At 66.4% G+C, this 15,171-nt stretch carries 15 protein-coding genes; 9 read left to right on the top strand and 6 right to left on the bottom strand.

The window, feature by feature from the left end; genetic code table 11:
- Positions 1 to 144: 144 nt before the first annotated feature.
- Positions 145 to 1,341 carry a DUF1624 domain-containing protein gene (locus HG421_RS18630; RefSeq protein WP_169707648.1) on the bottom strand — a complete coding sequence of 399 codons (1,197 nt, stop codon included), beginning with the start codon at positions 1,339 to 1,341 and terminating at the stop codon, positions 145 to 147.
- Positions 1,342 to 1,515: 174 nt separating this feature from the next.
- Between HG421_RS18630 and HG421_RS18625 the strand changes: the two genes are divergently transcribed.
- The 5 genes from HG421_RS18625 (at position 1,516) to HG421_RS18605 (ending at position 6,463) form a co-directional block, all read left to right on the top strand.
- Positions 1,516 to 3,525, top strand: a complete 2,010-nt coding sequence (locus tag HG421_RS18625; protein ID WP_169708260.1) for a TonB-dependent receptor — start codon at positions 1,516 to 1,518, stop codon at positions 3,523 to 3,525.
- Positions 3,526 to 3,827: 302 nt separating this feature from the next.
- A complete protein-coding gene (locus HG421_RS18620; RefSeq protein WP_169707647.1) occupies positions 3,828 to 4,724 on the top strand; it encodes a pseudouridine synthase in 897 nt (298 codons plus the stop codon).
- 125 nt (positions 4,725 to 4,849) lie between these two features.
- Positions 4,850 to 5,137 carry a hypothetical protein gene (locus HG421_RS18615; RefSeq protein WP_169708259.1) on the top strand — a complete coding sequence of 96 codons (288 nt, stop codon included), beginning with the start codon at positions 4,850 to 4,852 and terminating at the stop codon, positions 5,135 to 5,137.
- Positions 5,138 to 5,383: 246 nt separating this feature from the next.
- The gene (locus HG421_RS18610) at positions 5,384 to 5,944 is read left to right on the top strand and encodes a TetR/AcrR family transcriptional regulator (RefSeq protein WP_169707646.1); all 561 of its coding nucleotides are present in this window, start codon (positions 5,384 to 5,386) and stop codon (positions 5,942 to 5,944) included.
- A 39-nt stretch (positions 5,945 to 5,983) separates the two neighbouring features.
- The gene (locus HG421_RS18605; protein ID WP_169707645.1) at positions 5,984 to 6,463 is read left to right on the top strand and encodes a DUF1348 family protein; all 480 of its coding nucleotides are present in this window, start codon (positions 5,984 to 5,986) and stop codon (positions 6,461 to 6,463) included.
- Between the two features lie 153 nt (positions 6,464 to 6,616).
- Here the strand turns inward: HG421_RS18605 and HG421_RS18600 are convergent, their stop codons facing one another.
- Positions 6,617 to 7,072, bottom strand: coding sequence for a hypothetical protein (locus HG421_RS18600; RefSeq protein ID WP_169707644.1), 456 nt, complete (start codon positions 7,070 to 7,072; stop codon positions 6,617 to 6,619).
- A gap of 254 nt (positions 7,073 to 7,326) precedes the next feature.
- On the opposite strand from HG421_RS18600, the gene HG421_RS18595 reads away from it, so the two are divergent.
- Positions 7,327 to 7,728: an antitoxin Xre/MbcA/ParS toxin-binding domain-containing protein gene (locus tag HG421_RS18595; protein ID WP_169707643.1), complete on the top strand. Its 402-nt coding sequence runs from the start codon at positions 7,327 to 7,329 to the stop codon at positions 7,726 to 7,728.
- A 152-nt stretch (positions 7,729 to 7,880) separates the two neighbouring features.
- Here the strand turns inward: HG421_RS18595 and HG421_RS18590 are convergent, their stop codons facing one another.
- Complete coding sequence (locus tag HG421_RS18590) at positions 7,881 to 9,503, bottom strand: alpha/beta hydrolase (protein ID WP_169707642.1); 1,623 nt, start codon at positions 9,501 to 9,503, stop codon at positions 7,881 to 7,883.
- 361 nt (positions 9,504 to 9,864) lie between these two features.
- Between HG421_RS18590 and HG421_RS18585 the strand changes: the two genes are divergently transcribed.
- Complete coding sequence (locus HG421_RS18585; RefSeq protein ID WP_169707641.1) at positions 9,865 to 10,116, top strand: helix-turn-helix domain-containing protein; 252 nt, start codon at positions 9,865 to 9,867, stop codon at positions 10,114 to 10,116.
- The gene (locus tag HG421_RS18580) at positions 10,113 to 11,381 is read left to right on the top strand and encodes a HipA domain-containing protein (protein WP_169707640.1); all 1,269 of its coding nucleotides are present in this window, start codon (positions 10,113 to 10,115) and stop codon (positions 11,379 to 11,381) included. Before HG421_RS18585 ends, HG421_RS18580 begins: the two co-directional genes overlap by 4 nt.
- Before the next feature lie 295 nt (positions 11,382 to 11,676).
- On the opposite strand, the gene HG421_RS18575 is transcribed toward HG421_RS18580, so the two are convergent.
- Both HG421_RS18575 and HG421_RS18570 read right to left on the bottom strand, forming a co-directional pair.
- Positions 11,677 to 12,789 carry a type II toxin-antitoxin system RelE/ParE family toxin gene (locus HG421_RS18575; RefSeq protein WP_169707639.1) on the bottom strand — a complete coding sequence of 371 codons (1,113 nt, stop codon included), beginning with the start codon at positions 12,787 to 12,789 and terminating at the stop codon, positions 11,677 to 11,679.
- Complete coding sequence (locus HG421_RS18570; protein ID WP_169707638.1) at positions 12,776 to 12,982, bottom strand: hypothetical protein; 207 nt, start codon at positions 12,980 to 12,982, stop codon at positions 12,776 to 12,778. Before HG421_RS18570 ends, HG421_RS18575 begins: the two co-directional genes overlap by 14 nt.
- A 278-nt stretch (positions 12,983 to 13,260) precedes the next feature.
- On the opposite strand from HG421_RS18570, the gene HG421_RS18565 reads away from it, so the two are divergent.
- The gene (locus HG421_RS18565; RefSeq protein ID WP_169707637.1) at positions 13,261 to 13,785 is read left to right on the top strand and encodes a hypothetical protein; all 525 of its coding nucleotides are present in this window, start codon (positions 13,261 to 13,263) and stop codon (positions 13,783 to 13,785) included.
- Between the two features lie 23 nt (positions 13,786 to 13,808).
- Here the strand turns inward: HG421_RS18565 and HG421_RS18560 are convergent, their stop codons facing one another.
- Positions 13,809 to 15,074, bottom strand: coding sequence for a phospholipase D-like domain-containing protein (locus HG421_RS18560; protein ID WP_169707636.1), 1,266 nt, complete (start codon positions 15,072 to 15,074; stop codon positions 13,809 to 13,811).
- Between the last annotated feature and the right edge of the window lie 97 nt (positions 15,075 to 15,171).

The following is a 15,171-nucleotide window of genomic DNA, read 5'->3' as shown; positions in this document are numbered from 1 at the left end:
CAGCGGCGCACAGCGGCGCCAGCAATGCAGCAAGGCAGGCAGTGGCTGCGCGGAGCGTAGAGCGACGCATCGAGTTCCATCTCTCGGTCACAGCATCGCCTAATGCGGCGCGGCACGTAGCGCCGGAAAGTCACTCACCGCGTCTCAAAAATACTTCAACCACGCGATATCGCGCCGGGCGGCCTTGAGCCGGGAGAACCATGCGGTGGGAAGGTAGAGCGGAACGATCAGCGCCACGTACCACGCCAGCACCCAGCCGTAATGGTCCACGCCGAACACCGTGCCCTGCGTTGGCCCCCAGATCGCAGCGGCGGCGTGATACAGCAGCCGCAGCACGGTCAGGTGGAACAGATAGAAGAACATCGGTGCGCCACCGAACACCGCCAATGCGGTGGCGATGCGCCCTTCGCCCAGGCGTTCGAAGCCGGCCAGCAGCAAGGCGCCCACGCCCAGGGTGAGCAGCAGGAACAGCAGCGATGGAGGATATTTGGTCAGGGCCAGAAAGCTCATCAGCGTGCGCGCCGGGTGGTTGTCGACCACGAACCACGGGGTATCGCCGTAGCCATTGCATAGCCGCAGCACGACAAAGCCCAGCAGCATGGCAGCGCCCAAGCCGAGCAATCGCTGCCTGCGAGCGGTGGCCTCCACGCGCGGCCCGAACCACGGGCCGATGGCGTAGCCCAGCACGATCACGCCGATCCACGGCAGCACCGGATACGTGGTCTTGGCAGCCAAGCCGAAGGGCAGGGCAATCACGTCGCGCTGGTGCAGCATCGCCCACGGCGCGAACAACGGGTGGCCCGGTTGCAGATCGATGGCATCGAGCAGGTTGTGCCCGCACACGATGACCAGGCCACCGGCCAGCAGCAGCTTGCGCGGCAGGCCGAGCAACAGGGCCAGCACGATCATGCACACGCCGATGCACCAGATCACCTGCAGCCAGAAGGTCGGGCTGGCCACGCCCCAGTACAGCTCCGAGAGAAACAGCACTTCCAGCGCCATCAGTACCAGGCCGCGCTTGATCAGGAACAGGCGGGTATGAGCAAGGGTGTGCTTGGTGCCGAACAGATAGGCGGAAATACCGGTGAGCGCGACGAACACCGGCGCGCACAGGCTGGCGGCGAGGCGGGCATAATACAGGCCCGGCAGCGCGGTCGTCGCATCGATGGGGTCGGCCACCGGCACATGCAGGAACCAGGTTTCGCGCAGGTGGTCCAGCAGCATCAGCACCATCACGAAGCCGCGCAGCGCGTCGATGCTTTGCAGGCGGCCGGCGCCCGGCCTGACCGCAGCCGAGGGCAGCGGCACCGCGGCCGGCGTGTGCGTGGGTGCAGCCCTCATCCCTTCTCCTTTCAGTCGCCTCATCGGTTAGCCGACAGCACGACGCGAAGCGGCAGCAGGCTGGGCTGTGAATCACGAATGTTATAATATTCCATTCACCTCCACAAATTGCGGCTGCCTGTGACCCGTTCGTCCTTGTCCTTGACCCAAGTGTTGGCTGCCTCGTTCGTCACCATGCTGTTTCCGCCGGAGCTGCGTGCCCAGTCGTCCGATTCGGCGCTGACGCTCGGCAAGGTGGATGTGCACCACCACGCCGATGGCCAGCTGGCATCCCATCAGGTGCTCACCTCGGTGGACGTGCTGGGTGCCGACGAGATCGAGGACAAGAACGTGTCGCAAAGCTGGGAGCTGCTGGGCCAGATGCCCGGCATCCAGCTCACCGAGACGCGGCAGGGCAATGAATCGGGCAAGGTCAGCTTCCGCGCGTTCAACGGCGAGGGCTACATCAACGCCATCAAGACCTTGATCGACGGCATCCCCAGCAACGTCAACAGCGGCAACCAGCGCTTCATCGACATGCTGTTCCCGCTGGACATCAGCTACATCGAAGTGGTCCGCGGCACCAACGATCCCCGCTACGGGCTGCACAACATCGGCGGCAACGTCAATTTCGGCACGCGGCAGGGCAGCAACTACACCGACGCACGCCTGTCCTATGGCAGCTTCAACACCCGCGATGCGCAGCTGGCGGTGGGGCGCGAGCACGAGGGCTTCGCGCAGAACTATTTCGTGGGGTGGCAGGCATCGGACGGCTACCGCCAGCACGACACGTCCAGCAAATACTCGCTGGGTGGCAAGTGGTATTTCGGCAATCTGGACGAGGGCATGCGCATCGGCCTGACCGCGCGCGCGTACCACAACGCCGCCGACGAACCGGGCTTCCTGACCGCCGAGCAGTTGCGTACCGCCCGCCGCGTCACCCAGCCCCACAACGCGAACGACGGCGGCGACCGCGACATGCGCCAGCTGGGTCTGCACCTGGACCTGAAGCTCAGCGATGCGGTGTTCTTCGGCACCAAGCTGTACTACAACAGCTACGAAGACGACCGCCGGGTGACCTTCAGCGATCTGCCGGTGGGCAATGCGCCACGCCAGCGCCGCATCTGGGACGAATCGCAGATCGGCATGCTCAACACGCTGACCTGGCGCGCCGACGAGCAGCTGACGCTGGAAGCCGGCCTGAACTACGAGCATCAGGACAACCGCTACCAGCGCCTGCGCTTCAGTTACAGCGAGCCGACCAACTTCAACGCGCCGCCAGCGCGTGTCCAGAACGACGATCGGTACACGTTCGACAACTGGGGCGCCTACGTGCAGGCCATCTACCAGCCGATCGCGGCGTTGAAGATCGTGCCGGCCTACCGCGTGGACCGCTTCGATGGCGACACCACGCTGCCGGGCGGTGTGCGCGCACCGCTGCAGCGCTACGGCACCATCGAGCAGCCCAAGCTCAGCGTGGTGTATGCCTTCACCGAGCGCACCAATGTCTATGCGAACTGGGGCCGCACCTTCCAGGTGCTCACCGGTTCCACTCCGCCGGCCTACCTGACCCCGGGCCAGGCCGCCATCGGGCCGTCCACCAACACCGGCATGGAGCTGGGCATGAAGTTCAGCCCGCTGCCGCGCAGCCAGGCACGCCTGGCGATCTGGCAGCAGGACGCGGCCAACGAGATCTCCAACATGCCCGCCACCGGCACCAACGTGGTGCTGGGCAAGACCCGACGCCGTGGCGTGGACGCGCAGATCAACGCCCAGCTGGGCGAGGCATGGACGGTGTGGGCATCGCATGCCTACCAGGAGGCCAAGATCGCGCGCGATGCACGCGATGCCAGCGTCTCCATCCAGGGCAACGAAGTGATGGCAACGCCGCGCCGCATCAGCAACATCGGCCTGGACTACCAGGCGAGCGATGCGCTCAAGCTGGGCCTGCAGGGCCGTGCGCAAAGCGACTACTACCTGGAAGAGCGCAATGTGGCCGGCAAGTTCGGCAGCATGGCCACGCTCGACCTCACCGCGCGCTATCAGGTCACCCCGGCGTGGAGCGTGGACCTGCAGCTGCGCAACGTCACCGGGCGCCTGTACGACTACGCCTGGTACGACAGTTTCTTCCAGGCACAGGCGCAGCCCATGTTCTCGCCATCGGCCGGGCGGCAGGTGTTTATTGGCGTGAATATGAAGCTGTGAGAACGGCGCGCGTGAGGCTTGGCGCGCTGCCGTCAATGCCGTAGCCCGTGGCATCACGCACGTGCGGATGACTGCGAGCGTGCGCGACGTCGCGACGCGTGGCCGGTCTGCCTAAAGACGCCAAGCGGGCGCGTTGCGGTGCACTGTCGCTGCCATCGGCCAATGACAATGCTGTGCAAAGCGCAGCTGTGCTGCGCGCGTCACCCCAGCCTGTAACAGCGTGGGGCAGGTGGCGCGTTACCGAGGGGCATCGGCAAGGTACGATCCCTGCTCATCTGTCTGAGTGCGTATTCGCCCTCGCCATGTCTGCTGCCCGCCCACTCCGCGATGGCATTCCTGCCAGCCGCTTCCAACTTCCGGCCGGTCCCTGGGGCACCGTGCTGCAGGCGCTGTGCGCGAGTTTCCCGGGCGTGGACGTCGCCACGTGGCGCGCCCGCTTTGCGCGTGGCCGTGTGCTGGATGCACAGCACCAGGTAATCGATGTCGATGCGCCCTACCGACTGGGCGCGGAATTGTTTTACTTCCGCGAAGTCGTCGATGAGCCGGTCATTGCGGCAACGGAAACGGTGGTGCATGCCGATGCGCAGGTGATCGTGGCCTGCAAGCCGCACTTCCTTCCGGTGGTTCCCGCAGGCGCCTACGTGCGCGAGACCTTGCTGACCCGGCTGGCACTGCGCTTGGATAATCCGTCGCTGGTGCCGCTGCACCGCATCGACCGCGACACCGCCGGGCTGGTGCTGTTTTCGGCCAACCCGGCCACGCGCGGGGTCTACCAGGCGCTGTTTCGCAAGCGGCGTATTCGCAAGCACTATCTGGCGGTGGCACCGCCGCTGCCAGGGCTGACGTTTCCCCATGTGCATCGCAGCCGGCTGCAGCCGGGCGAGCCGTTCTTCCGCATGTGCGAGGGCGTGGGCGAGGCCAACAGCGAAACCTGGATCGAGGTCGTGGCGCGCGGTGCGGACACCTGGACGTATCGGCTGGAGCCAGTCACCGGCCGCAAGCATCAGCTGCGCGTGCATATGGCCGCATTGGGCGCCCCGATCCTGCACGACCGCTTCTATCCGGAGCTGCAAGCGCAGCAGCCGGATGATCTTGATCGCCCGTTGCAGCTGTTTGCGCACACGCTGGGGTTCGAGGATCCGATGAGTGGTGAACCGAGACAGTTCACCGCGACGGTTGGGCCAATGCAGTCAGCGTGAGACGGCGGCAGTCACACGCGCAAGCCGACGATGTTGGCTTGCATTATCTGAGTTTCAGATATCTCAGATACTGCGCTAGCGTGAGCCCACGGACATCCCGTCTGCAGACGTCGAGCGCCACTGCCATGACGATATCGAAACCCCGGAAGACCGCTAAGCGACCACGCACATCGTTGATGAGCAGCTCGCTGATGCGGCCAGAGCAACTCGCCTTCGGCGTCACCATCGAGCAGATCGACCGCTTCCACACACTGCTGCGCACGATTACCGCGCAAAGCGACATGGTGGCGGTGTGCGGGCGCGCGGCGCTGGACGCAGGCAGCGTGCCAGTCATGGGCGAGGAGATCTTTACCGCCGCACGGGCACTGCGCCGCATTGTCGATGAGATCCACGAACAACGGTTGAGCGGCTAGAGCAAGGTTGGGTGGACAACAAGAAATCCGATCGGAGGGTGGCGATGCACCCCCGCTGCCGTAGGCGGGCGTGCCTGTCAGCAGGCGACCACTATCTCTGATCCACGCTTCCTGCGTCCAATCAATCGACAGGCTCCAGGCAGGCGAACGGCGGCCGGCCGATCGTCGCTTCAGAGACACGCGCGCAGTTGACATCGGAGAATGATCGTTCTACCTTTCCGAGAACGATCATTCTCTGGCCGCCCCATGTCCTTGCTCCCCGACGCCCAGCCCAATGCAGCCTTGCTCGACGCTACCGAGCGCCTGATCTATGCCGGCGGTATCCATGCCACCGGCATGGAGGCGATCGTCAAGGCGTCCGGGGTGGCGCGCAAGACGCTCTATCGCCTATATCCAACCAAGGACGCGTTGGTGGAAGCGGCCTTGCTGCGCCGCGACGAGCGCTGGATGGCGTGGTTCGAGGCGGCCACCTCGCAGAGCGAGGATCCGGTGGCGCGCCTGCTGTCGTGCTTCGACGCGCTGCAGGAGTGGTTTGCCGACAGCCGCTTCCATGGCTGCGCGTTTCTCAATGCGGCCGGTGAGACCGGCGATCCGACTCATGTGATCCGCAGGGCGGCACGCGCGCACAAGCAGCGCCTTTACGCGTATCTGCACAGCCTGGTGGTGGCCACCGGCCGACCAGACCCGGATGCGCTGGCGCAGCAATTATTGGTGTTGATCGACGGTGCCATCGCCGTCGCTTTGGTCTTTGGCGGGACGGACGCTGCAACCACCGCCCAACACGCTGCCCGTCGGTTGCTCGGGTAGCGCCCCTGCGTGTTTTTACCTTCCTTGAGGAGTGTTGCCATGTCATCGTCTGCATCGTCCCGCCCACCGCTGCCGCCATTCACCCACGACACCGCCTTGCTGAAAGTGCGCTGGGCCGAAGACGGCTGGAACAGCCGCGATGCGGCCAAGGTGGCGCAGGCCTATAGCGTGGACACACGCTGGCGCAACCGCGCCGAGTTCGTCACCGGCCGCGACCAGGCGCAGGCGTTTCTTGAACGCAAGTGGGCCAGGGAACTGGAGTACCGGCTCATCAAGGAGCTGTGGGCCTTCACCGAAAACCGCATCGCAGTGCGCTATGCCTACGAATGGCGCGACGATTCCGGCAACTGGTTCCGCTCCTACGGCAACGAGAACTGGGAATACGATGCCGATGGCTTGATGCGCGCACGTCACTCCTCGATCAACGACCTGCCCATCCAGGAATCCGAGCGCAAGTTCCATTGGCCGCTCGGGCGCAGGCCCGATGCGCACCCAAGCCTGTCCGACCTGGGGCTTTGACGGCTGCACTGGACGTACAGTTGGCGGCGGGCATCTGCGCCGCGGCAACCACCGCTGCGTAGCGCGCGCCGAGATGTGATGGCGTTGCCTTGGCGATGAGCGGCCAGGCGATGGGACGAGCGCGGGAATGCCTCACCGCGCTCGCCCCTGTACTCAACGCACTTTGTACAACACCGCCGCGCCGGGGCGCGGTTCGAACATCGGCACGGTCTGCTGCTTGAGCGCAGTGCCCTTGGCGTCCCATACCAGCGTTTCGACCGGGTAGTCGTCCTTGCGGGTCATCGCGCCGATCTGCTGGACGATCACGGTCTTGGCGGCAGGCACTTCAGGGTTCCAGGCGAACACGCCAAGGCGACCGTAGAACACGGCCAGCGCAGCGGCGTCCAGGCGGCGGTCCGGGCACATCACCAGGCCACGTTCCAGCATCACGCGCAACGCGCCCACGGGCACGGCCTTGACGGTGGGCGAAGTGCGCTCGGTGCTGTGGCCAGGGCAGACATTGGCTGAGCGGGTGATCATGTCCTCGGCCACCTGGCGGTCGGACTGGGCCAGCGCCGGCAGTGCGGCGGTGGACAGGGCAAGCAAGGCAAGCGCGGATTTCCAGGGCATCTGACAACTCCTCATGAGATGGCACTCCAATGACGACAGCCCGGCCGGGCAGGGCTGCTGCCGATGACGCGCCCGGATGCTAGCAAGCGCTTCGTTAAATCCCGTCGAGGCGATCGGGCGCGGTCTGAAGCGGGGATCGGCACCGTCATCCGACGACAACGCCCGCTGACCTGCCTATCGGCTGTCGGGAGACTCCCGATTGAGCGCCGGCAGCGCCACCGCTAGCGTGCGCGCAAGACACTGCCGGATCACCCATGGAACGCGCCGACCTCATCGCCTCACTGCTCACCGGCATGCGCCGGGCCGAAGCCTTGCGTGCGCAGCCGTCCAGCTACAGCACCGTGCACAGCGAGCAGATGCGCGTGGAACACGGCAAGGCCGCCGATGCGGAACTGGTGCTGTCGATGTTCAAGTTCACCCCGGAGCATCTCAAGCTGCTGGGCAGTGACGGGATCGAGGCGCTGGGTGAAATCGTGTGCCACGCCTGGGCACTGCACGGCGGCAACAACGAGAGCCTGATCCGCTGGTTCCGCGAACCGATAAGCGCGCTGGATGGCCAGACGCCGGCCGCCATGGTGCGCGCCGGCCGCCTCAAGGTGCTGCTGCTGGTGCTCAGGCAACAGATGGAATGGGAACTGCCGATGCGCTCGGCGTGAGCAAGCGGGGGCCCGGCAGGACCATCGTCTGCCCGGCACGGCCCGCTACACCACCACTATCGGCATCGATCCCCTGCACCACCTGTACCCGGTGCAGGGCGAGCAAGGCCTGAAACAGTCGATGTCAGGGCGACGTGCGCGCGGCGGCGCACTCACCGCTTCGGGCGCGCCACTGCGTACATCTCCCAGGCGATCTTCTTCATCAAGGCGTTGTTGTCCTCGCCTTCGGCGTACAGGTCGAAGTGGGTGCGGCCTTCCAGGTAGCGGAAGTCGCTCCTGGCGCCCAGCCCGTCCAGCACCGCCTGGAATTTGCGCGCCGCGCCATCCAGGTAGAACGTGTCGGCGGTGCCGACGATCAGGTGGATCTTGCCGTCCAGGTCGGGCTTGAGCGTGGGCCACTGCGCGGCGACCCGGGCAGAAATGTCGTAGTGCGTGCGCCAGTAGGCCACCACGTCCGGGTCCACCTTGCCGCTGTCGCGGTCGAACATCGGCAGCGGGCGGCCGTCGGGCCCGCGCGGGGAGAATACCCAGTCGAACGAGGTGAACTGGCCGCCGTACGGGCCCAGCACGCGTTCGAGCTTGGCGAAGGTTTCCAGATCGGCCACCACCTTGCCATGGTCGCGGATCAACGGCACCTGGCTGCCGTCCGCGCGCCGGTACATGTTGGCGTTGGGTGCGTACAGATCCGGCCCGGTGAAGTCATGGAAGTTGCTGGAATCGGGCGATGTGGACCAGGTGCCGCCGAACAGCTTGGGGTAGCGGGTCTGCAGCCACAGCGTGGCCCAGCCGCCGGAGGAGTGCCCGTTGAGGAAGCGGCCGCTGGCCTTGCCATCCATCCTGTACTGCTTTTCCAGCGCGGGAATCAGCTCCTGGGTCAGCGCCGTGCCCCAGGGGCCGTTGTTGACCGAATCGGCGAATTCATGGGTGCCGGTGGGCGTGGACTGGTCCAGGAAGACCCAGATCATCGGCGGCATCTGCTTGGCCGCCATCGCGCTCCAGGCGCTGGCGATGCTGCCGGCAAAGCGGTTGTAGTTGCCGCCGAAGCCGTGGGTGACGTAGACGGTGGGATAGCGCGTGGCGGCCTTGGCGTCGTAGCCGGGCGGCGTCAGCACGCGGGCGCGCAGCCAGACCGGCCGGCCCCAGAACGCGCTCAATGCCGGGCTCACCATCGAGGCATCGGCGCTGTGCAACTTGGCCTCGGGCACGGCATCGCGCACGGCTTGCGGCGCGCGCGGCGAGACCTGCCACGGGTCGTCCGAGGCCGGCAGCTGGGTGCTCAGCGTCAGCGTCGGCAGCGCTGCGGTCTTGCCGCCCAGGGTGACCGGGGTGACGGCGCTCAGCAGGTCGCCGCCATCGCGGCCCATGTAGCCGTAGCTGTGGTTCGGATCCAGCACCGCCTGCAACAGATAGTCGCCGGCCGGCAGCGCGGAAAACCCGCTGGGGAAGGCGATATTGTCCAGGTCGATCTGCACGCTGCCGCCCGGCACCAGCCCGGTCACCTCCTGCGCCGCCACCGCGGTGGCGCTGGGGCGGAACGGGTTGGTATCCACCGCTTCCACCTTGCCGTCCTTACTGCCCTGCTTGGCCTCGGCCTGGGCATCCTTGGCCAGGGTGGCGAACACCAGCAACCGCCCGGAGGTGGGCTGGTCGGTCGCCCCGCCCAGCGTCACGCGCAGCAGGCGATGGGCAGCTATCGGCTCGGCAGCGTGCGCAGCGCAGGCGCACAGCAGGCCAATGGCCAGGCCAAGACGAGGTGCAAGACGATGCAGGGACATGCGGATCCTTGGAGGTGTAGGTGGGACGGCGGAGAAGACCATCTTTGCAAACTGTAGCGAGTTTCCGGCCAGGCAAGTGCGTCACGTGCGAGATCCGGTCGACGTGGCCGATCTTTGGCCGTCTTGCTGCCAAAACGGCAGTCGGTGGGTCATAGTCCTGGAGGCAGTCGGATGCATGGCCCGTTGTGCAGCGGTGTGATCGCGCCAACCACACTTAAAGAACTAACGCAGGCGTTCTTTTTTATCTGCTACACGCGCTTCCAAGGAGGAATCTAAAGCAGACATTAGAATCGATTGCCTCTCGTGCGCACATGGCGATAATCTAAAGTCCAATTTAGATTTTCAATGGGTGGTACTCTTCATGCGCATCACAATCGAACAGGCATCCGACATAGGCGCATACGTCCGCGCGGTGCGAAAGGCACAAGGCCTGCGACAGGACGACCTGGCTGCGTTGGCCGGTACCAGCCACGTCGTGCTGGGCAATGTGGAGCGCGGCAAGGACACCGTGCAACTGGGCCGCGTGTTCGAACTGTTGCGCCAATTGGGGATACAGGTGCAACTGGATTTGCCGGTGGAGCTATCGGCACCGGTCACCAAACTTTCCGCATGAGCATTGCCGGGGCGCCGCGCAGCCTGGAGCTGTGGCTGGAAGATCGCCGTGTTGGAGAGCTGCGGGAGCAAGGTAATCTCTGGGCGCTCGTCTACGACCCGGTATGGCGCAGCGAAGGCTTCGATCTGTCGCCTGCACTACCGCGCAGCGCGGAAGAGATTGTCGATGGCGGTAGCCAACGCCCGGTGCAGTGGTTCTTCGACAACCTGCTGCCCGAAGAGGGCGGACGCCGGCTGATCGCCAGCGATGCCGGCATCGACGCGGCCGATGCCTTCGGCCTGTTGCAGCGGTTCGGCCCGGAGTCGGCCGGCGCGTTGACCTTGCTGCGGCCAGGCCAGCAACTGCCGCCGCCGGCGCTGCAGCCGCTGACCGATGCCGATCTCTCTGCGCGCATTCGCGCCTTGCCCCGGCAGCCGCTGATCCATGGCGCACCCAAGCGCATGTCGTTGGCAGGCGCCCAGCACAAGCTGGCGGTGGTGCTGGATGCGGGGCAGCTGTGGGAGCCGGTAGGCAGGGCCGCCTCCACCCACATCCTCAAGCCCGATCACGAAGCGGTGGACGACTACCCCCACAGCGCGATCAACGAATGGTTCTGCATGCAGCTGGCCGCTGCATGCCGATTGCCGGTGCCGCAGGTGGTCGTGCGTCGCGTGCCGGAGCCGGTTTACATCGTTCGCCGCTTCGACCGGCGAGGCGATGGGCTGCAGGCAAGGCGTGGCTATGCCTTGGATGGCTGCCAGCTACTGTCGCTGGACCGGCTCTACAAATATCAGCAGGCCACAAGCGACAGCCTGCGGGCACTGGAGCGTATCAGTCGCATGCCTGCGGCCACCCGCATTGCGCTGCTGCGCTGGCAGGTGTTCAACTTCTTTATAGGCAACAGCGACGCCCACCTCAAGAATCTGAGCTTTCTGCGCGGCGCCAATGGATGGGAGCTCGCTCCGCATTACGACCTGCTCAGCACCAGCGTCTACAAGGCCCCCGACTGGGGCTTGGACGAATTGGTTTTCCCGATGGGCACTATCCGCCGCTTTGCAGACATTGGCCGCGATGATGTCGCCGCGTTCGGCAACTCCATCGGCGTACCAGCAAAACTGACGTTGCGGCACCTGGACGAACTGGCGACCGCGATCAGGCGAGAGTCGCATGCCGTATTGCAGAGCTACGAGCAAGGCGCCACGCATGCGGTGGATCCCGGTGAGGCGCGCCTGCTGCGGCAGATCGTGTTTGGTCCGATGGAAGATGCATTGCGGCGGGTGGGGTGAGGCCTTTTCTGCGCGACCGCACTGCCAGGTCACGTGCTGCTCATCCACCTGCTGCGCAGTGCCGGGCGGGCGCCGTCGATGCCCATGCCCGGCTCCTTCGTACTTGCCGATTCTGACCGCGCTGTTCATCCACCTGACGACTGCGCGCTACGGCCTGCTCCGCTCAGAGTTGGCCAGAGCGCACGGGTGCCGATCCAGTGATGCACTCAGGCTGGCTGCCGACCCATGCATGCATGGCCCACCGGCGCTCGCCAACGATGCCGCACCGTGAGCGAACGCAGTTGCGTCCGCGCCCTCAGCGATACGGCCCCGGCCCGCGCCAGACCGGTTCGCCCTGGCGGTAGACCTCCATCATGTTGATGACCTCGCGGGCGTCGCCGATGTTCTTCAGTTCGGGCGAGTCCGGCGGCAGCAGGCGGCATTTGCTGGAGCCGCGTTTGAGCGCGACCTCCAGCGGGCAGACCATGCGTTGCTGGGTGCCGGGCAGGATGATGGCGATCTCCTGCATGCCCTGTTCCTTCCACACCCGCAGCTGGGTTTCGCTGCGCACGTCGTAATACACCTGGTAGCCGCCGATATCCATGCTGGGCTGGGCGTTGTTGCGGTCGTTGCGGCGGCCCTGGCTGATGGTGGGCGTGTACGCGGTGCCGTCTTCGGCGGCGTCGGCCGGTTCGTCGAGCATGCCCGGTGGACGGCCGGTCCAGGTTTCCGGGCGGCGCTGCGGCGGCGATGACGGTTCGGCCGGTGGTTGCGGCGGAGTGGGGCGCTGCACGGGCCGGGGCTGGCGCTGTTCGGTCGATGCGCCACGGCGCGTGCTGCCTTGCGGCGGCACCGGGTTCCTGGCGTTCTGCACCAGCGTGGATTGCACCGGCGATGCGGCCGGTGGCGGCTGTACCGGCGTTGGCGTGGGCGAGGGCAGGGTGGGCGTTGGCGACGGGGTGGGTTGCTGGGGTTGGTAGGTGTCGCCGACGAAGTCCACCTTGGTGCGGCCACCGCTGGCCGAGCCCTGCGGCGGCGTCACCGTGGGCGTGGAGGCCGACAGCAGGATCAGCAGCATCAGCACATGCAGCAACGCGCTGACCAGCGCGGCGATCCATGGCTCGAGGCGTTCGATCAGTGGGTCGGTGCGCGGCAGCCAGTCGCTGGGGTCCAGCTGGACATGCAGCAGTTGCAGCGTGTCGTGGCGTACACGGTAGACCAGCACGTACGGGGTCTGTTTGACCACCCATTCGCGGGTGCCCGGCACCCGGCCGGCGCGGCCACGGCCGGGTTGTTCGGCCAGCGTGCGGGTGGCTTCCAGCACCTGCCGCGCCATCGCCGCCGCCGCACCCGGGTTGAGGGCGTGGTAATGATCCTGGGCGTGGGCAAGCTGCTTGGCGGCCGGGACGGTCCACTCACGCCGCAACATCAACGCCCCATCCGGCGAACAGTGCGGTGAGCTGCGCCGGCGCGACGAAGGCGCCCTGGTCCGCGGCAGCGATGCCGTCGAGCACGGCCGCCTGGAAGCCGGCCTCGGTCACCGCATGCAGCACGTCCTGCCACCCCGCGGTGTCGGGCAGCGTGTCGATCAGCGTACGGGCGTGATGCTTGATGGCGGACATGGCACGGCGGTGGGGGAAGCACTGCGCGCAAGTCTACCCGCGCGGCTCCGGTTCGCGTGCGGCAATCGCTGGCGGGCGTTCGCGGCGTTCACCGGCAGGGCGGTGAGCACATCCGATGCAGCGGTCCCGGTGGCGCACCGCCGGGGCCGCATGGGTGGGTGCAGGCGCGACCGCGCACCACGCTGCCGCCCGCAGAAAGTGACACTTGGCACCTTGTTTGCGCCGGTGGCTGGTTTCATCCTGCGTTGGTCGCTTCAACCAACCGCAAAGGAACCGCCATGCCCGCCGCCATCGCACCGCTGACGCCGTATCTTTCGATGGCCGCCATTGGCTACTTCTATTACCGGCGCATCCGGCGCAGCTTCGGCCGCCAGCAGTGGAAGCCGGCGAGCACGGCGTTGCGCAGTGTGGTGCTGGTCATCGCGGCGGCGGCGCTGGCGTATGCGGTCTACGGCTTGCCGCAGGTGCGGCTGGGGATCGCGCTGGGAGCGGTGGCCGGCATCGGGCTGGGCGCGCTGTCGCTGCGCTACACGCATGCCGAATGGGTGGATGGCCGCGGCTGGTACACGCCCAACCCCTGGATCGGTGCGGCGCTGATGCTGGTGCTGCTGGGCCGGCTGGCCTGGCGTTGGGCCTCGGGCGCGTTCAGCCAGGGGGCGGCCGCTGCCGGATCGCAGGCCAGCCCGCTGACCCTGGGGATTGCGGCCGCGCTGGTGCTGTATGCGTTGGTGCACGTGGGCGGGCTGTGGTGGCGTCTGCGCCAGCTGCGCCTGCAGGCAGGCAGGGCGGGGGCGGCACGCTAGCCGCCGTCACCGGCCTTGCGCGCTCACACCTGCGAACGGAACGGGAACACCAGTTTCTCGCCCAGCTTCTGCCGCAGCGGCCGTGCGCGCCAGCGTTCCAGCGTGTACTGCTCGGCGCGCTGCAGATCGCGTTCGAACACCTCGGTCATGCGTGCAGCAAGCGTGGTGTCGTAGATGTTCAAGCTGGCCTCGTCGTTGAGGCGGAACGAGCGGATGTCGAAGTTGGTCGAACCCACCGACACCAGCAGGCCGTCGATGATCAACAGCTTGGTATGCAGCATGGTGGGTTGGTATTCGTGGATCTCGATGCCGGCCTGCAGCAGCGGCTCCCAGCTGGCCTTGGAGGCCAACCGCACCGACACCGCATCGATATGCTTGCCCGGCAGCAGCACGCGGATGGAGACCCCGCGGCTGCGCGCCTCCAGCAGCGAGCGGGTGATCAAAGCATCGGGCACGAAATACGCCGCCGCCAGGTCGATGGTGTTGCAGGCGGCGGCGATGGCGACCAGGTACATCAGGTGCATGCTCTCGCTGCCGCCGGCCGGCGAGGCCACGAACAACTGCGCATCGCTGTCGCCGGCCGCTTCCAGCGCCGGGTAGTACTGCGCGCCGTTGACCACGCGGCCGGTGGTCTTGATCCAGTTGTCGTTGAAGGCGGTCTGCACCTGCGCCACCACCGGGCCTTCGATGCGGTAATGGGTGTCGCGCCAATGCTCCGGGTCCTGCGCATCGCCCATCCACTGGTCGGCCACGCCCACGCCGCCGGTGAAGCCGATCCGGCCATCGATCACCAGCAACTTGCGGTGCGTGCGGTTGTTGACGCGGTGCAGGTTGTACCAGGCCAGCGGGCGGTAGCGGTGCACCTCCACGCCGGCCTCGGTCATGGTGTCCACCAGCGCATGGTCCATCTTCAGGCTGCCGCCCCAGTCGATGGTGACCCGCACCGCCACGCCGGCGCGTGCGCGCTCGGACAACGCGTCACTGAACTCGCGGCCGATCTCGCCTGACCAGTAGATGTAGGTTTCGAAGGTGATGGTGCGCTGCGCGCTGCGGATCGCGGCCAGCATGGCCGGGAAGATCTCGTGGCCATTGTTGAGTACGTCGATGCGGTTGCCCGGCAGGATGGCCGGGCCCAGCAGTACCGACATCTCGCGCTTGAACTGCGGGTCGGCCACGTCGTACAGGTGCTTGGGGATGTGCTGGAGCTTCTTCTCCGGCGTGGCGAAGTTGAGCAGCAGCAGCCCCACCAGCAAGGTGACGACCACGGCGGCCACGATGATCCAGATCATGCATCCCACTCCGATATCCCGCCATTGCGTGCACAAACGGCGGGCATTCTGGCAAGGCTGGCGGCATGGGGGTCGTGAAGGGGAAGCGAGCGTTGGA

It is taken from the genome of Xanthomonas campestris pv. badrii (assembly GCF_012848175.1).
GTDB classification, from domain to species: domain Bacteria; phylum Pseudomonadota; class Gammaproteobacteria; order Xanthomonadales; family Xanthomonadaceae; genus Xanthomonas; species Xanthomonas campestris_C.
Note: the sequence above shows the minus strand (reverse complement) of the source record. Positions and strands in the feature narration are given on the sequence as shown.

Coding starts and splice junctions, on each gene's coding strand:
- HG421_RS18630 (WP_169707648.1), bottom strand. CDS start 1,341: ATGAGGGCTGCACCCACGCACACGCCGGCCGCGGTGCCGCTGCCCTCG.
- HG421_RS18625 (WP_169708260.1), top strand. CDS start 1,516: ATGCTGTTTCCGCCGGAGCTGCGTGCCCAGTCGTCCGATTCGGCGCTG.
- HG421_RS18620 (WP_169707647.1), top strand. CDS start 3,828: ATGTCTGCTGCCCGCCCACTCCGCGATGGCATTCCTGCCAGCCGCTTC.
- HG421_RS18615 (WP_169708259.1), top strand. CDS start 4,850: ATGACGATATCGAAACCCCGGAAGACCGCTAAGCGACCACGCACATCG.
- HG421_RS18610 (WP_169707646.1), top strand. CDS start 5,384: ATGTCCTTGCTCCCCGACGCCCAGCCCAATGCAGCCTTGCTCGACGCT.
- HG421_RS18605 (WP_169707645.1), top strand. CDS start 5,984: ATGTCATCGTCTGCATCGTCCCGCCCACCGCTGCCGCCATTCACCCAC.
- HG421_RS18600 (WP_169707644.1), bottom strand. CDS start 7,072: ATGCCCTGGAAATCCGCGCTTGCCTTGCTTGCCCTGTCCACCGCCGCA.
- HG421_RS18595 (WP_169707643.1), top strand. CDS start 7,327: ATGGAACGCGCCGACCTCATCGCCTCACTGCTCACCGGCATGCGCCGG.
- HG421_RS18590 (WP_169707642.1), bottom strand. CDS start 9,503: ATGTCCCTGCATCGTCTTGCACCTCGTCTTGGCCTGGCCATTGGCCTG.
- HG421_RS18585 (WP_169707641.1), top strand. CDS start 9,865: ATGCGCATCACAATCGAACAGGCATCCGACATAGGCGCATACGTCCGC.
- HG421_RS18580 (WP_169707640.1), top strand. CDS start 10,113: ATGAGCATTGCCGGGGCGCCGCGCAGCCTGGAGCTGTGGCTGGAAGAT.
- HG421_RS18575 (WP_169707639.1), bottom strand. CDS start 12,789: ATGTTGCGGCGTGAGTGGACCGTCCCGGCCGCCAAGCAGCTTGCCCAC.
- HG421_RS18570 (WP_169707638.1), bottom strand. CDS start 12,982: ATGTCCGCCATCAAGCATCACGCCCGTACGCTGATCGACACGCTGCCC.
- HG421_RS18565 (WP_169707637.1), top strand. CDS start 13,261: ATGCCCGCCGCCATCGCACCGCTGACGCCGTATCTTTCGATGGCCGCC.
- HG421_RS18560 (WP_169707636.1), bottom strand. CDS start 15,074: ATGATCTGGATCATCGTGGCCGCCGTGGTCGTCACCTTGCTGGTGGGG.